Source organism: Rathayibacter sp. AY2B3 (assembly GCF_002931755.1).
In the GTDB taxonomy this organism is placed as follows: domain Bacteria; phylum Actinomycetota; class Actinomycetes; order Actinomycetales; family Microbacteriaceae; genus Rathayibacter.
Genome location: NZ_PSUG01000009.1, coordinates 1 through 13,740, shown reverse-complemented (window position 1 = coordinate 13,740; position 13,740 = coordinate 1). Strand labels below are relative to the sequence as shown.

Sequence of the window (13,740 nt, the reverse complement as noted above, 5' to 3'; positions counted from 1 at the left end):
CAGCAGATGCCCAGCAGCGACGCCGTCGTCCTCACCGTCCCCGGACCGCACGGCGAGCGGGAGGTGCGGATCTCGAGCCCTGAGCGCGTGCTCTTCCCCGAGCCGGGCATCACCAAGCGCGAGGTCGCGGAGTACCTGATCGCCGTCGGCGAGGCCTTCGTCGCGGCGAACGGCGGCCGCCCCGTCTCGCTGCAGCGCTTCTCCTCCGGGATCGAGGGCGAGCAGTTCTTCTCGAAGAACCCGCCCAAGGGCGCACCCGAGTACGTCCGGTCCGTCCCGGTGACGTACCCGAGCGGGCGGGTGCATCCGCAGCTCGTGATCGACGAGCCCGCGGCCGCCGTCTGGGCGGCGCAGATGAACACCGTCGTCTTCCACCCGTGGGCGTCCCGCGCCGACGCGCCGGACCTGCCCGACCAGCTGCGGATCGACCTCGACCCCCAGCCCGGCACCGACGTCGCCGACGCGGTCGTCGCCGCGCACGCGCTGCGCGAGGTCCTGCGGGAGGCCGGCCTCGAACCGTTCGTGAAGACGTCCGGCAACCGCGGCCTGCACGTCTTCGCGCCGATCCTCGCCGAGCACGAGTTCCTCGACGTGCGCCACGCGGTGATCGCCGCGGCGCGCGAGCTGGAGCGGCGGATGCCCGAGCAGGTCACGACGGCGTGGTGGAAGGAGGAGCGCGGCGAGCGGATCTTCGTCGACTTCAACCAGGCGAACCGCGACCGGACGATCGCCGGCGCCTACAGCCCGCGGCCGCTCGCGCACGCTCCCGTCTCCACGCCGCTGGACTGGGACGAGCTCGACGGCGTCGACCCGCGGGCCTTCACGATCCGCACGGTCCCGGCGCGCCTCGCCGAGCGCGGCGACCCGTGGGCCCGGATGCACGACGCTTCCGGCCGCCTCGACGCCCTGCTCGGCTGGTGGGAGCGCGATGTCGCCGCGGGCCTGGGCGAGCTGCCGTTCCCGCCCGACTTCCCGAAGATGCCGGGCGAGCCGCCGCGCGTGCAGCCCAGCCGCGCGAAGAAGGTCTAGCCGAGGACGTCGCCGAGGTCGTACGCGGTCGGCTGCTCCAGCTGCTCCAGGGTGCAGGAGGCGGCGTCGCGGTCCGGTCGCCAGCGCTCGAACTGCACGGTGTGCCGGAAGCGGTCGCCCTCGCGCTGGTCGTAGCGGACCTCGAGCACGAGCTCGGGACGCAGGCGCACGAAGGAGGTGTCGCGGCCGCTCGAGAACCGGCTCCGCTCGCCCTCGCCGCGCACCGGCACTCCCTCCGCGTCGCGCTCCACCGCGGGTGCGAGCTCCTCCAGCAGCTGCACGCGACGCTCGTCGCTGAAGGCTGACGTCCCGCCGACCTGGCGGACCTCTCCGTCGTCGCCGTGCAGGCCGAGCAGGATCGAGCCCACGCCCGGCTTGGAGGCGTGCTCGCGGTACCCGATCGCGATCACGTCTGCCGTGCGGTGGTGCTTCACCTTGAGCACGGCGCGCTTCCCAGGAGAATAGGGCGCGGCCAGGGGCTTCGCCACGACGCCGTCCAGTCCTGCGCCCTCGAAGCGCTCCAGCCAGTCGCGTGCCAGGGCCTCGTCGTCCGTGGTGCGGCCGAGGTGCAGCGGATGCGTGACGCCGGCCATCACCGCGGCGAGCGCCTCCCGCCGTGCCGAGTACGGCTCCTCGAGCAGGCTGCGCCCGTCCACGGCGAGCAGGTCGAAGGCGACGAGCATCGCCGGGGTGGTCTCCGCCAGCACGGTCACGCGGCTCGCGGCCGGATGGATGCGCTGCGAGAGCAGGTCCCAGTCGAGCCGCTGCGCTCCCGGCTCACCGGTCGCCAGGACGATCTCGCCGTCGAGCACGCAGCCGTCGGGGAGCAGCCGGAGGAAGGCCTCGACGAGCTCGGGGAAGTACCGCGTCAGCGGCTTGGAGCCGCGGCTCCCGATCTCGCACTCCCCGCCGGCGACCGAGACGATCGCGCGGAACCCGTCCCACTTCGGCTCGTAGGAGTATCCGCCCGCGACGGCGGTCTGCTCCGGCACCGCCGGGACGGCCTTGGCGAGCATCGGGGCGAGGGGGAGCGCGAACGGGAGGTCCATGCCCTGATCATCCCGGCCGCGGTGTCCGGCCGCACCCCCTTCCGGAAGGCTGTGGACCGGGATGTTCCGGGCCCGCCGCGGAGATTCGAGGCGTAGCGTTCCCGGCATGAGCATTGACTGGAAGCGCTGGACGCCCGTCGCCGTCGTCCCCGCGGTCGTCGTCGCCGCGGCCGTCGCCCTCCCCCTCTCGGCGAGCGCCGCAGGGGACCTCCCCGAGAAGTCCGCAGCCGACCTCCTCGCCTTCGTCGCCGAGAGCGGCACCACGGCGTTCTCCGGCGAGATCCAGCAGACCTCCGACCTCGGCCTGCCCGACCTCTCGGCGCTCGGCGGCTCTGCGGGCTCGGCGTCCGACGACCCCGCCGACTCCCTCGTCGAGCTCGCCACCGGCTCGCACCAGGCGCGCGTGTACGTCGACGCCGAGAAGGGTGCGCGCCTCCAGGTGCTCGACCGGCTGGCCGAGCGCGACGTCGTCGCCTCGACGACCGACGGAGTCTGGATCTACGACTCGAGCGCGAACACCGCCACCCACCTCGCGCCTCCCGCGGGCGGCGCCCCCGACGCCTCCCCGCGCGACCAGGTCGTCACGCCCTCGTCCGCCGCCGAGCAGCTGCTCGCCGCGATCGACCCGACGACCACGGTCGCGGTCGGCTCGGACGTCAGCGTCGCCGGGCGCGACGCGTACGAGCTCGTGCTCACGCCCCGCGACAGCGGCACCCTGGTGGGCTCCGTGACCGTCTCGGTCGACGGCGAGACGGGCCTCCCGCTCGGAGTGGCCGTGACCGCTCGCGGGGGCACCGCTCCCGCGTTCAGCGTCGCGTACACGAGCATCGACTTCTCGACGCCCGACTCGTCCCTCTTCTCCTTCACGCCCCCGGTCGGAGCCGAGGTGACGGAGCAGGCCGCTCCGGTCGACGACGCGACGGACGCCCCGGACGTCTCCGCCCCGGACACCGCCGGGCACTCCGACGTCATCACCTCGGGCTCCGGCTGGACGAGCGTCGTCGAGCTGCCCGCGGGCGACACCGACGCGCTCTCCTCGCTCGACGCGGTCACCACGCCGGTCGACGGCGGCCGCCTCCTCTCCTCCGCCCTGCTGACCGTCCTCGTCACCGACGACGGACGCGTCCTCGCCGGTGCGGTCCCGGCCGAGACGCTCCGCGACGCGGCCTCCGCTCGGTGACGGCGGGCGAGCTCGCGGTCGAGACGCGGGGCCTCACCAAGCGCTTCGGGCGCCAGGAGGCGGTCTCCGGTCTCGACCTCGCCGTCCCTCGCGGTGCCGTCTTCGGCTTCCTCGGCCCGAACGGCTCGGGCAAGACCACGACGATCCGGATGCTGCTCGCCCTGGCTGCGCCGACCGCGGGCAGCATCACCGTCCTCGGGCAGGCCATGCCCCGCCGCGCGGCCGAGGTCCTGCCCCGGGTGGGCGCGCTGGTCGAGGGGCCGGGCTTCTACCCGTTCCTCTCCGGAGCGGCGAATCTCCGGCGCTTCGACGCCGCGGAGGCGGGCACCTCGTCCCGCACCCGCGACACCCGCGCGAAGGAGGCCCTCGCCCGCGTCGGTCTCTCGGCCGCGGCCCGCAAGAAGGTCGGCTCCTACTCGCTGGGCATGAAGCAGCGGCTCGGCATCGCGGTCGCCCTGCTCTCGCCGCGCGACCTGATCGTGCTAGACGAGCCCACGAACGGCCTCGACCCGCAGGGCACCCGCGAGGTCCGAGCTCTCGTGCGCGGGCTGAATCAGGACGGCACGACCGTCCTCGTCTCCAGCCACCTCCTCGCCGAGATCGAGCAGCTCTGTACCCACGCCGCCGTCATGCGCACCGGGCGCCTCGTCGCCCAGGGCGGGCTCGACGAGCTGCGCGGGGACGCCGCATCGGTCGAGCTGCTGACGCCCGACCGCGAGCGCGCGATCGTGGCCCTGCACACCCGGGGTCTGGAGCCGCGCATCGCGCCGGGCCCGCATCCCGCCGATCCGCCGCTGGTCGTCGCCGCTCTGTCGCCCGGGCTCGCGGCCGAGACGCTGGTCGCCGACCTCGTGCAGGCCGACGTCCGCGTCCGCGGCTTCGCCGTCCGCCGCCCCTCACTCGAGGAGCGCTTCGTCGAGCTGACCGGGGAGGGCTTCGATGTCGAGCGCTGACGCGACCGCCCGCCGCTCAGGGATCGGGTCGCTGCTCGCCTCCGAGCTCGCCCTGCTCTTCCTCCGGCGCCGCACCTGGGCGCTGCTCGCGGCCCTGGCCGCCATCCCGATCCTGCTCGCCGTCGCGGTGCGGCTCTCGGGCGGCGACGGAGGCGGACCGTCCTTCGTGGGAGCGATCGCCGGCAACGGCCTCTTCACCGGCTTCGCCGCGATCACGGTCGCCGTGCCGCTGTTCCTCCCGCTCACGGTCGGGGTCGTCGCCGGCGACGCGATCGCGGGCGAGGCCTCGCTCGGGACGCTGCGCTACCTGCTGGTCAGCCCCGTCGGCCGGGTGCGGCTGCTCGCGGTGAAGTTCGCCGCCTCCCTCGCCTTCTGCCTCGCCGCAGCGCTCACCGTCATGGTGGTCGGGATCCTGATCGGGCTGGCGCTCTTCCCGGCGGGACCGGTGACGCTGCTCTCCGGCAGCACCGTCCCGCTCGGCGACGCGATCGGCCGGGCCCTGGCGATCGCCGTGTACGCGGCGCTCTCGCTGGTCGGGCTCTCGGCGATCGGCCTCTTCATCTCGACGCTGACGGATGTGCCGGTCGGCGCCATGGCGGCCACCGTCGTCGTCTCCATCGCGGCGCAGATCGTCGGCTCGCTCTCGCAGCTGGACGCCCTCCACCCGTTCCTGCTGACGGACCGGTGGTTCGACTTCGCGGATCTCCTGCGCGACCCGATCGCGTGGAGCTCGTTCGGCGAGAGCGCCCTGCTCCAGCTCGCCTACGTCGCCGTGTTCGGGTCGCTCGCGATCGGCCGCTTCACCACCCGCGACGTCCTCTCCTGATCCCGGGGACGACGGAGGCCGCCCTCCCGCAGTGCGGTGGGGGCGGCCTCCCGGTCGTCGGGGTCAGTCCTGCGGAGCGATCCCGAAGCTGACCGAGCCGCCCTCGTCCACCTGCGCGTCGAGGACCTTGTCGCCGAGAGCGACGGAGGCGGCGACGTCGAGGAACACGCGCGCTCCGTCCTGCTCCACGACGGCGTCCGTCGACTCGGGGGCCGCGGCGACCGCGACAGCGAAGTTGCGGGCGTCGAGATCGGTGCCGCTGATGCGCAGGCCTCCCTCGACGGGGGTCTCGGTCTGCCCGGTGATGGTCTTGACGACGGTGCTGGCGTTGTCGGTGAGCGTGAGCATCGGGTCGTTCCTTCCGTCCGTGGTCGATGAGGGGGCCACGTTGCCGCGATCCGGCGGGACCCTCAAGGCAACGGAGCGGATGTGGAGGGGATGCACACCTGGCGGGCGCGGGGAGTCCGGGCGCTCGCCGGAGCCGGCCGAGCCGGGGGCGCCGCGCCGCCTGTCACACTGGCCGGATGCACCCCGCCGACTCCTGCCCCTGCGGAAGCCGCCGCCACTACGCCGACTGCTGCCGCCCCGCCCACCTCGGCGAGGAGCCCTCGCCGACGGCGGAGCGCCTGATGCGCAGCCGCTACAGCGCGAACGTCCTCGGCAGCGCCCCCTACCTGCTCGCGAGCTGGCATCCCTCGACCCGGCCGCGCCGGATCGACCTCGACCCCGACGTCCAGTGGCGCCGGCTCCAGATCGTCGACACCTCGTTCGGCGGGGAGGGCGACGAGGAGGGACTGGTCGAGTTCCGCGCCTCCTACCGCTCGGCCGCGGGCCCCGGCCTCGTGCACGAGCGGAGCCGCTTCCTGCGCGAGGACGGCCGTTGGCTCTACGTCGACGGCGAGATGCTCGGCGACGAGGCCTGATCCGCCCGGGCCGTCCTACTCTGGAGGCATGGCCAAGGACTTCCGCCGGGCGGACGACGCGTCGCGCTACGAGCTCCACCTCGACGGCGCCCTGGTGGGCGTCCTCGACTTCCGCGAGGCGCCCGGCAGCGTCTCCCTCGTCCGCTCCTTCACGACCCCGCCCTTCCGCGGCCGCGGCCTCGCGGGCGAGCTGGTCGCGTTCGCGGTCGACGACATCGAGGCGTCCGGCGGCCGGAGCGTGGTCCCGATGTGCTGGTACGTCGGCCAGTGGTTCGAGCAGCACCCGGAGAAGGCGCACCTGCTCGCTCCGTCCTGAGCCCACCGCTCACTCGCGGACAGCGGGCTCCACTCCGATCAGGTCCGGGCCGAGGCCGATGTCGACCAGGCGCAGGCGGCCCGCGTAGGAGTCGCCCGGGGGCAGCAGCAGACCGGCCTTGATCGCGCCGAAGGTCACCGTCACGTCGGCGCGCAGCACGGTCGGATCGGGGACCGACCCGTCGTCGGGATGGATGCCGCTCGGCAGGTCGACCGCGACGACCACCGGGCGCTCGGGCCGCCGCTCCAGCGCGTCGAGCACCGCCCCGACGACCACGCGCGGCCGGCCCCGCAGCGCCGGCTCCGTCGCTCCGATGCCGAGGATCCCGTCGACCAGGACGTCCGCACGCGCCACCGCCGCCGCGAGGCCGCGCGCGTCGTCGGCGGACACCTGCCCGCAGCCCTCGTCGAGCGCCACAGCGAGGCCCCGGCGGTGCACCCGCTCGGCCGTGAGGACGAGGACGACGTCGGTCCCGGAGGCGGACAGCTCGGCCGCCGCGTAGAGCGCGTCTCCGCCGTTGTCGCCCGGACCGACCAGGACGAGCACGGAGCCCGGACGGGAGCGGTCGGTGCGCCCGGCGAGCACGAGCCGCAGCTCGCGGGCGAGGCCGTCGGCGGCGCGCTGCATCAGCGGCTCCCGCCGGGCCAGGTGCGGAGCCTCGGCGGCCCGCACCTGCGCGGACGTGTATCCCTCGACCATGCGCTCCACTGTGCGCGCGGCGCAGCGGGGGTGCAACCCCGTCAGCTCTCCTGAACCGCCTGGTCCGACTCCTCGACGATCGCGCGCATCGCGGCCTCCGCAGCGTCCGCGTCCCCCGAGGCGACGGCGGCGGCCACCGCCCGGTGCAGCCGCACCGCCGTGGAGTCGGCCTCGCGCGGCATGAGCGCGTTGCGGGTGCGGCCGGCGAGGACCTCGGCGACCAGATCACCCAGCTGCGCGAGCATCCGGTTGCCGGACGCCGCCAGGAGGGAGCGGTGGAAGGCGGTGTCGGCGGCGAGGTAGGCGGACTGGTCGGCTGCGCGGGAGTGCGTCGAGAGGGCGTCGCCCGCCTCCGTGAGCGCCCGACGCTGCTCCTCGGTCGCGTTCGCCGCGGCGAGCCGGGCTGCCAGCGGCTCCACCCCGAGCCGGAGCTCGCTGAGCTGGTGCAGCTGGCGCCGCCGGTCCGGGCCGTCGAGGCCCCACGCGACGACCCGCGTGTCCAGGGCGTTCCAGCACTCCGGAGGCTGTACCCGCGTCCCCGCGCGGCGGCGGGAGGTCACGAGCCCGAGCGTCTCGAGCACACGCACGGCCTCCCGCATCACCGAGCGGGAGACCCCGCGCCGCTCCGCCCGCTCGTCGGCGCTGAAGGTGGTGCCCGGCGCGAGCTCGCCGCGCACGATCTGCGAGCCGAGCTCGTCCAGCACCGAGTGGTGCAGCGAGGGCGTCGGCGCGGGCATGCGGTCATCCTGCCACCGCCGGAGTCGCGCCCCGCCCGATCTTCGGGCATGATCGGGACACACGCAGGTTATGTCGGACAAAAGCCGACCGCTGGCCCTCGGCTCGACCAAGGACGCTCATGACACCGACCCTCCTCCCCGCCCTCCACGCCGCCGCCGGGGACGCACCCGCCACCACCGCCGGGCAGGGGCAGCTGATCCTCGCCGCCGTCGTCGGCATCGCCGTGATCGTGGTGCTGATCACCTGGCTGAAGCTGCACCCCTTCGTCTCCCTGCTGATCGGAGCGCTGACCACGGGCCTGATCGCGGGCCTGGCGGCGGCGGACGCGGTCGCCAGCTTCGCGCTGGGCTTCGGCACCACCATGGGCGGCGTCGGCATCCTCATCGGCCTCGGCGCGATGTACGGCAAGCTGCTCGCCGACTCCGGCGGGGCGGACCGCATCGTGGACACCCTGATCGCCCGCTCGAGCACCCGGGCGCTGCCCTGGATGATGGGCTTCGTCGGCGCGCTGATCGGGCTGCCGATGTTCTTCGAGGTCGGACTCGTGCTCCTGATCCCGGTCGTGATCCTGGTCGCCCGCCGGAGCGGCCTGCCGCTGATGAAGGTGGCGATCCCGACCCTCGCCGGCCTCTCGGTCATGCACGGGCTCGTCCCGCCGCACCCCGGCCCCCTGGTCGCGATCGACGCGCTCGGTGCGAATCTCGGCGTGACCCTCGCGTTCGGCGTCCTGGTCGCGATCCCCACCGTCGTCGTCGCCGGCCCGCTCTTCGGCCGGGTCGCCGCCCGCTGGGCGCCGGTGGAGACGCCGCCGCTCTTCGGCGAGGGAGCGGGCGAGACGCGCGAGCACCGCCCGGGCTTCGCCGCCGCCGTCGCGAGCATCCTGCTGCCGGTCGTGCTGATGCTGGGCAAGGCGATCGCCGACATCGCGGCTCCCGACTCCTCCGACGCCTGGAAGGGCGCCCTCGACTTCCTCGGCACGCCGACCATCGCGCTGGGGATCGCGCTCCTGGCCGGTCTGGTCCTGCTCGGCCGCGGCGGCCGGATGAACCGCACCGAGCTGCAGGCCTCGCTCTCGAGCTCGCTGCCGCCGATCGCGGGCATCCTGCTCATCGTCGGCGCGGGCGGCGGCTTCAAGCAGGTCCTCGTCGACACCGGGATCGGCGGAGTGGTCGCCCAGCTCGCGGAGGGGAGCGGCGCCTCGGCGCTCCTGCTCGCCTGGCTCGTGGCCGTCGTGATCCGCGTCGCCACCGGTTCCGCGACCGTCGCCACCGTGACCGCCGCAGGGATCCTCCAGCCGCTGACCGAGACCATGGACGGGCCGATGGTCGCCCTCATGGTGCTCGCGATCGGCGCCGGCTCGGTGTTCCTGTCGCACGTGAACGACGCCGGCTTCTGGCTGGTGAAGGAGTACCTCGGGCTCAGCATCGGCCAGACCCTCAAGACCTGGACCGTGATGGAGTGCCTGGTCTCGGTGACCGGGCTCGCCGGGGTCCTCCTGATCGGTCTCTTCGTAGGAGGTATCTGATGACCGCTCTTCCCACCGTCCCCGTCCGCGCCGTCGTCGTCATGGGCGTCTCCGGCAGCGGCAAGTCGACCGTCGCGTCGCTCCTGGCGCGCCGACTCGGCTGGGAGTTCCTCGAGGGGGACGACCTGCACCCGCAGGCCAACGTCGACAAGATGCACGCAGGCATCCCGCTGACCGACGAGGACCGCGCGCCCTGGCTGGCCGAGATCGCCCGCGTCGTCGACCAGCGGATCACCGCGGGCGCCTCGGTCGTGGTGACCTGCTCCGCCCTGCGCCGCCGCTACCGCGACGTCCTGCGCCGCGACGACCTCGTCTTCGCGCACCTCGCGGGATCGAGGGACCGGATCGCCGGGCGGCTCGCCTCGCGGGTCGGTCACTTCATGCCGACCACGCTGCTCGACTCGCAGTTCGAGGCGCTCGAGCCCCTCGGCGACGACGAGCTCCACGTCACGGTCGACGTGGGCGGCGCTCCGGACGAGGAGATCGCCGAGATCCTCGGGGGGCTCGGCCTCGCGCCCGCAGGCGCCTAGCCCAGCAGCGACTCCACCGGCACGGCCGGGAGGTCGAAGGCCGCGGCGACGGCGGCGTTCGCGACCCGGCCGTCGTGGGTGCTCAGGCCGCGGGCGAGGGCCGGGTCGGCGGCCAGGGCGGCCCGCCACCCGCGGTCGGCCAGCGCGACCGCGTAGGGGAGCGTCGCGTTGGTGAGCGCGCGGGTCGAGGTCTCAGGGACGGCGCCGGGCATGTTGGCGACGCAGTAGTAGACGCTCTGGTGCACGGGGAACACCGGGTCGTCGTGCGTGGTCGGACGCGAGCCCTCGAAGCAGCCGCCCTGGTCGATCGCGATGTCGACCAGTACCGAGCCCGGCTTCATCGTGGCGACCATCTCGTCGGTCACCAGCTTGGGCGCCTTGGCGCCCGGGATGAGGACGGAGCCGATCACGAGGTCGGCGTCCGCCAGCTGCGCGGCGATCTCGTAGACCGAGGAGGCGCGCGTCTGGATCGCGCCCTGGAAGCGGTTCTCGAGCTGCGCGAGGCGGGGGAGCGAGAGGTCGACGATCGTGACGTCGGCCCCCATGCCGAGGGCGTTGGCCGCGGCGTGCTCGCCGGCCGTGCCGCCGCCGATCACGACGACCTTCGCCTTCGGAGTGCCGGGGACCCCGCCGAGCAGCGTGCCCCGGCCGCCGACGGCGCTCATGAGGTGGTACGCGCCGACCGTGATCGACAGGCGCCCGGCGACCTCGCTCATCGGCGAGAGCAGCGGCAGCCGCCGGTCGTCGAGCTGGACCGTCTCGTAGGCGATGGAGGTCGTCCCCGCGGCGAGCAGCGCATCGGTGCACGGGCGGGAGGCGGCGAGGTGGAGGTAGGTGAAGAGCACCTGGTCGCGGCGCATCCGCGGGTACTCGGCCTCGATCGGCTCCTTGACCTTGAGGACCAGCTCGGACTCGCCCCAGACCTCGTCGGGTCCGTCGACGACGCGGGCGCCGGCGCTGCGGAAGTCCTCGTCCGACACGCGGGAGCCGAGGCCCGCGCCGGCCTCCACCAGGACCTCGTGGCCGCGGCGCACCAGCTCGTGGACGCCGGCCGGAGTGGCGGCGACCCGGTTCTCGTTGTTCTTGATCTCGGTGGGGATCCCGACGCGCACGGCGGCTCCTTCGCTGCGGCCCGCGGGGCGGGCGGTGGGCGCCGATCCTGCACCGGCTCTGCCCCCATCGTGCGAAGATCGTGCCTGGAGCGGAGGGATTCCGCAGGATCGGTCAGAAGTCGGCGCACGAGCCGAAGGTTCGTCGGCGGAGAGGGGGAACGGGCGCATGCCACCGAAGGATCTGCACGACCTCGACGACCTGGATCCGGTCGACCGGACCCTGGTGCGCCTCCTGCGCGCCGACGCGCGCACGCCCAACAGCCGGCTCGCCGAGCGCGCCGGCATCGCCCCGTCGACCTGCGTCGCACGCGTCCGGGGCCTCGTCGAGCGCGGCGTGATCACCGGCTTCACCGCCGAGCTCGATCCGGCGGCGCTCGGCCTGACCCTGCAGGCGCTGATCAGTGTCAACATCCGCGTCGGCCAGCGCCAGGCGATCACCCGCTTCGCGGAGGAGATCAGCGCGCTGCCCGAGGTGGTGCAGCTGTTCTTCCTCGGCGGCTCCGAGGACTTCATCATCCACGTCGCCGTCCGCGACTCCGACGACGTGCGGGACTTCGTGGTCTCGAACCTGTCGGCGCACCCGGCGGTGGCCTCGACGCGCACGAGCCTGGTGTTCGACCACCACCGCAAGGGCCCGGCGGTCCCCGAGTAGCGCGGGCCGACGCGGGGCCGAGCGGCCGCCCGGCGCGCACCCGTCCCTCCGGGCTAGCGGGCCCCGGGGTTCACGTCGCCGCCCCCGCGCTGCATGAGGCCGGGGATGCGCTTCGCGAGCCCGGGGATCGCCTCGTCCGAGATCGAGATCCGCGTGTCGCGCAGGCGCTGGCGCAGCAGGGTCTCGACGTCCTCCTCCGGTCGCAGCTCGGCGTCGCCGGCGACCTGCAGCAGCACGCCGCGCAGCTTCTCGTCGAGCTGGGCGTCGTCGCTGCCGTGCTGGATCGGGTGGTCCTGGGATGCGTTCGTCATGCTTCCATGCTGGCACCGGCGACCTCGTGCCGAGAGGACTTGCGCCGCGGGAGGATGGTCGCATGCCGTTCACCCGCGCCGAGCTCGCAGAGTTCCAGGACCGCACGGTCGAGGACCTGCTGGGCGACGACGTCCGCCTCCTGTTCGTCGGCATCAACCCGGGACTGTGGACCGCCGCCACCGGCGCGCACTTCGCCCATCCCGGCAACCGCTTCTATCCAGCGCTCGTCGCGGCCGGGATCCTCGAGCGCGCGCCGCGGGTCTCCGAGGGGATGAGCGCCGCCGACCGCGCAGAGCTCGTCTCCCGCGGCGTCGGGATCACCAACCTCGCCGCCCGGGCGACCGCCCGCGCCGACGAACTGAGCGCGGAGGAGCTGCGCGAGGGCGCTCAGCGGCTCGTCGCCACAGTGGGGCGGGTGCGGCCCCGTGCCGTCGCGGTGGTCGGCATCACCGCCTATCGGATCGCGTTCGGACGCCGCAGGGCGGTGCAGGGCAGGCAGGAGGAGGACGTCGCGGGCTCCCCGCTCTGGGTGCTGCCGAACCCGAGCGGCCTGAACGCGCACGACACCGTCGCCTCGCTCGGGCGCGCCTACCGCGAGCCGGCGCTCGCGGCGGGGATCGTCTCGTCCGACGAGCTCCTGCACGGGGACGTCGGACCTCGCCCGCAGGAATAGCCGTCGACCTCCGGAGGTTGCAGAAGTCCATGAGTATGCATGAAGTGAAGTTCGGCGTCGACACGTTCGGCGACGTCACCGCCGGCCCCGACGGCGCCCCGCTGCCGCACGGCCAGGTCCTCCGCGACGTGGTCGAGGAGGGGGTGCTCGCCGACCGGGTCGGCATCGACTTCTTCGGGATCGGCGAGCACCACCGCGCCGATTTCGCCGTGAGCGCCCCGGACGTCGTGCTCGCCGCGATCGCGGCCCGCACCGAGCGCATCCACCTCGGCTCCGCCGTGACGGTCCTCTCCTCGGACGACCCCGTCCGGGTCTACCAGCGCTTCGCGACCCTCGACGGGCTCTCCGGCGGGCGGGCCGAGGTCATCCTCGGCCGCGGCTCCTTCACCGAGTCCTTCCCCCTCTTCGGCTACGACCTCGCGCAGTACGAGGTCCTCTTCGAGGAGAAGGTCGACCTCTTCCACGCCCTGATCCAGGGCGGCCCGGTCACCTGGCACGGCACGACCCGCCCCGCGCTCACCGAGCAGAGCGTCTACCCGACCCTCGACAACGGCACCCTCCGCACCTGGATCGGCGTCGGCGGCAGCCCCGAGTCGGTCGTCCGCGCCGCCCGCTACGGCTTCCCGCTCGTCCTGGCGATCATCGGCGGCTCGCCGGCCCGCTTCCGCCCCTACGTCGATCTCTTCGGCCGCGCGCTCGACCAGCTCGAGCAGCCCCGCCTCCCGGTCGCCGTGCACTCGCCCGGCTTCGTCGCCGACACCGACGAGGAGGCGCGCGAGCTGTACTTCCCGCACCACAAGGCGATGATGGACGCCATCGGCCGCGAGCGCGGCTGGTCCCCGATGACCCGTGAGCGCTTCGAGGAGGAGGCGGGCCCCGACGGCGCCATCCACCTCGGCTCGCCCGAGACGGTCGCTCGGAAGATCGCGCGCACGGTCGAGGCTCTGGGCATCGACCGCTTCGACCTGAAGTACAGCGCCGGCACGCTGCCGCACCCGGCGATCATGCGCAACATCGAGCTCTACGGCACGCAGGTCATCCCGCGGGTGCGCGAGCTGCTCGCGCGCTGACCCCCGCCGGACGCCCGCTCCCCGGCGGGCGTTCGGCGCGTTCCGAGCCGACGCGGTGCGCGCTCCCACCGGGCGCCCGTCTCGGGCGAGCCGAGGTGGATGGCGCCGTCGGGGCCCGCCTCCTCCTCGCAGCGCTCACGCGTCATCGGGGAC

General features: G+C 74.0%; 17 protein-coding genes. 11 read left to right on the top strand and 6 right to left on the bottom strand.

The features are described from left to right. Nucleotides 1–6: 6 nt before the first annotated feature. Complete coding sequence (gene ligD / locus C5C24_RS04465; RefSeq protein ID WP_181118463.1) at nt 7–1,029, top strand: non-homologous end-joining DNA ligase; 1,023 nt, start codon at nt 7–9, stop codon at nt 1,027–1,029. On the opposite strand, the gene C5C24_RS04460 is transcribed toward ligD, so the two are convergent. Further along, a complete protein-coding gene (locus C5C24_RS04460; RefSeq protein WP_104281210.1) occupies nt 1,026–2,078 on the bottom strand; it encodes an ATP-dependent DNA ligase in 1,053 nt (350 codons plus the stop codon). The two genes, ligD and C5C24_RS04460, sit on opposite strands and share 4 nt — an antisense overlap. Before the next feature lie 106 nt (nt 2,079–2,184). On the opposite strand from C5C24_RS04460, the gene C5C24_RS04455 reads away from it, so the two are divergent. The 3 genes from C5C24_RS04455 to C5C24_RS04445 are packed head-to-tail and all read left to right on the top strand — an operon-like array spanning nt 2,185 to nt 5,037. Next, the gene (locus C5C24_RS04455) at nt 2,185–3,258 is read left to right on the top strand and encodes a DUF2092 domain-containing protein (RefSeq protein ID WP_104304400.1); all 1,074 of its coding nucleotides are present in this window, start codon (nt 2,185–2,187) and stop codon (nt 3,256–3,258) included. After that, nucleotides 3,255–4,211 (top strand): ABC transporter ATP-binding protein, encoded by a 957-nt coding sequence (locus tag C5C24_RS04450; RefSeq protein ID WP_104304399.1) that lies wholly within the window; start codon nt 3,255–3,257, stop codon nt 4,209–4,211. Before C5C24_RS04455 ends, C5C24_RS04450 begins: the two co-directional genes overlap by 4 nt. Then, nucleotides 4,198–5,037 carry an ABC transporter permease gene (locus tag C5C24_RS04445; protein ID WP_104281212.1) on the top strand — a complete coding sequence of 280 codons (840 nt, stop codon included), beginning with the start codon at nt 4,198–4,200 and terminating at the stop codon, nt 5,035–5,037. The genes C5C24_RS04450 and C5C24_RS04445 overlap by 14 nt, the downstream gene beginning before the upstream one ends. A 63-nt stretch (nt 5,038–5,100) precedes the next feature. On the opposite strand, the gene C5C24_RS04440 is transcribed toward C5C24_RS04445, so the two are convergent. Next, the gene (locus C5C24_RS04440; RefSeq protein ID WP_104281213.1) at nt 5,101–5,385 is read right to left on the bottom strand and encodes a hypothetical protein; all 285 of its coding nucleotides are present in this window, start codon (nt 5,383–5,385) and stop codon (nt 5,101–5,103) included. Between the two features lie 176 nt (nt 5,386–5,561). On the opposite strand from C5C24_RS04440, the gene C5C24_RS04435 reads away from it, so the two are divergent. Then, a complete protein-coding gene (locus tag C5C24_RS04435) occupies nt 5,562–5,960 on the top strand; it encodes a YchJ family protein (protein WP_104281214.1) in 399 nt (132 codons plus the stop codon). Nucleotides 5,961–5,988: 28 nt separating this feature from the next. Continuing rightward, nucleotides 5,989–6,276: a GNAT family N-acetyltransferase gene (locus C5C24_RS04430; RefSeq protein ID WP_104276475.1), complete on the top strand. Its 288-nt coding sequence runs from the start codon at nt 5,989–5,991 to the stop codon at nt 6,274–6,276. Between the two features lie 9 nt (nt 6,277–6,285). Here the strand turns inward: C5C24_RS04430 and C5C24_RS04425 are convergent, their stop codons facing one another. After that, nucleotides 6,286–6,975, bottom strand: coding sequence for an NAD(P)H-hydrate epimerase (locus C5C24_RS04425; RefSeq protein WP_104304398.1), 690 nt, complete (start codon nt 6,973–6,975; stop codon nt 6,286–6,288). Between the two features lie 41 nt (nt 6,976–7,016). Next, a complete protein-coding gene (locus tag C5C24_RS04420; RefSeq protein ID WP_104304397.1) occupies nt 7,017–7,712 on the bottom strand; it encodes a FadR/GntR family transcriptional regulator in 696 nt (231 codons plus the stop codon). 119 nt (nt 7,713–7,831) lie between these two features. Between C5C24_RS04420 and C5C24_RS04415 the strand changes: the two genes are divergently transcribed. Continuing rightward, a complete protein-coding gene (locus tag C5C24_RS04415; protein ID WP_104304396.1) occupies nt 7,832–9,238 on the top strand; it encodes a GntP family permease in 1,407 nt (468 codons plus the stop codon). Continuing rightward, nucleotides 9,238–9,768, top strand: a complete 531-nt coding sequence (locus C5C24_RS04410) for a gluconokinase (RefSeq protein ID WP_104281217.1) — start codon at nt 9,238–9,240, stop codon at nt 9,766–9,768. Before C5C24_RS04415 ends, C5C24_RS04410 begins: the two co-directional genes overlap by 1 nt. Here the strand turns inward: C5C24_RS04410 and ald are convergent. Then, nucleotides 9,765–10,880 carry an alanine dehydrogenase gene (gene ald / locus C5C24_RS04405; RefSeq protein ID WP_104276470.1) on the bottom strand — a complete coding sequence of 372 codons (1,116 nt, stop codon included), beginning with the start codon at nt 10,878–10,880 and terminating at the stop codon, nt 9,765–9,767. The two genes, C5C24_RS04410 and ald, sit on opposite strands and share 4 nt — an antisense overlap. 166 nt (nt 10,881–11,046) lie before the next feature. On the opposite strand from ald, the gene C5C24_RS04400 reads away from it, so the two are divergent. Then, nucleotides 11,047–11,532, top strand: coding sequence for an Lrp/AsnC family transcriptional regulator (locus C5C24_RS04400; protein WP_104276469.1), 486 nt, complete (start codon nt 11,047–11,049; stop codon nt 11,530–11,532). A 53-nt stretch (nt 11,533–11,585) separates the two neighbouring features. On the opposite strand, the gene C5C24_RS04395 is transcribed toward C5C24_RS04400, so the two are convergent. After that, nucleotides 11,586–11,843: a hypothetical protein gene (locus tag C5C24_RS04395; protein WP_104304395.1), complete on the bottom strand. Its 258-nt coding sequence runs from the start codon at nt 11,841–11,843 to the stop codon at nt 11,586–11,588. Nucleotides 11,844–11,905: 62 nt separating this feature from the next. On the opposite strand from C5C24_RS04395, the gene C5C24_RS04390 reads away from it, so the two are divergent. Then, nucleotides 11,906–12,517, top strand: a complete 612-nt coding sequence (locus C5C24_RS04390) for a mismatch-specific DNA-glycosylase (RefSeq protein WP_104304394.1) — start codon at nt 11,906–11,908, stop codon at nt 12,515–12,517. A gap of 35 nt (nt 12,518–12,552) precedes the next feature. After that, entirely contained in the window at nt 12,553–13,587 is a 1,035-nt protein-coding gene (locus C5C24_RS04385; protein ID WP_104304393.1) for an LLM class flavin-dependent oxidoreductase, read from the top strand. Nucleotides 13,588–13,740 lie beyond the last annotated feature (153 nt).

Coding starts and splice junctions, on each gene's coding strand:
- C5C24_RS04420 (WP_104304397.1), bottom strand. CDS start 7,712: ATGCCCGCGCCGACGCCCTCGCTGCACCACTCGGTGCTGGACGAGCTC.
- C5C24_RS04435 (WP_104281214.1), top strand. CDS start 5,562: ATGCACCCCGCCGACTCCTGCCCCTGCGGAAGCCGCCGCCACTACGCC.
- C5C24_RS04445 (WP_104281212.1), top strand. CDS start 4,198: ATGTCGAGCGCTGACGCGACCGCCCGCCGCTCAGGGATCGGGTCGCTG.
- ligD (WP_181118463.1), top strand. CDS start 7: ATGCCCAGCAGCGACGCCGTCGTCCTCACCGTCCCCGGACCGCACGGC.
- C5C24_RS04410 (WP_104281217.1), top strand. CDS start 9,238: ATGACCGCTCTTCCCACCGTCCCCGTCCGCGCCGTCGTCGTCATGGGC.
- C5C24_RS04425 (WP_104304398.1), bottom strand. CDS start 6,975: ATGGTCGAGGGATACACGTCCGCGCAGGTGCGGGCCGCCGAGGCTCCG.
- C5C24_RS04385 (WP_104304393.1), top strand. CDS start 12,553: ATGCATGAAGTGAAGTTCGGCGTCGACACGTTCGGCGACGTCACCGCC.
- C5C24_RS04430 (WP_104276475.1), top strand. CDS start 5,989: ATGGCCAAGGACTTCCGCCGGGCGGACGACGCGTCGCGCTACGAGCTC.
- C5C24_RS04440 (WP_104281213.1), bottom strand. CDS start 5,385: ATGCTCACGCTCACCGACAACGCCAGCACCGTCGTCAAGACCATCACC.
- C5C24_RS04415 (WP_104304396.1), top strand. CDS start 7,832: ATGACACCGACCCTCCTCCCCGCCCTCCACGCCGCCGCCGGGGACGCA.
- C5C24_RS04390 (WP_104304394.1), top strand. CDS start 11,906: ATGCCGTTCACCCGCGCCGAGCTCGCAGAGTTCCAGGACCGCACGGTC.
- C5C24_RS04460 (WP_104281210.1), bottom strand. CDS start 2,078: ATGGACCTCCCGTTCGCGCTCCCCCTCGCCCCGATGCTCGCCAAGGCC.
- C5C24_RS04455 (WP_104304400.1), top strand. CDS start 2,185: ATGAGCATTGACTGGAAGCGCTGGACGCCCGTCGCCGTCGTCCCCGCG.
- C5C24_RS04400 (WP_104276469.1), top strand. CDS start 11,047: ATGCCACCGAAGGATCTGCACGACCTCGACGACCTGGATCCGGTCGAC.
- C5C24_RS04395 (WP_104304395.1), bottom strand. CDS start 11,843: ATGACGAACGCATCCCAGGACCACCCGATCCAGCACGGCAGCGACGAC.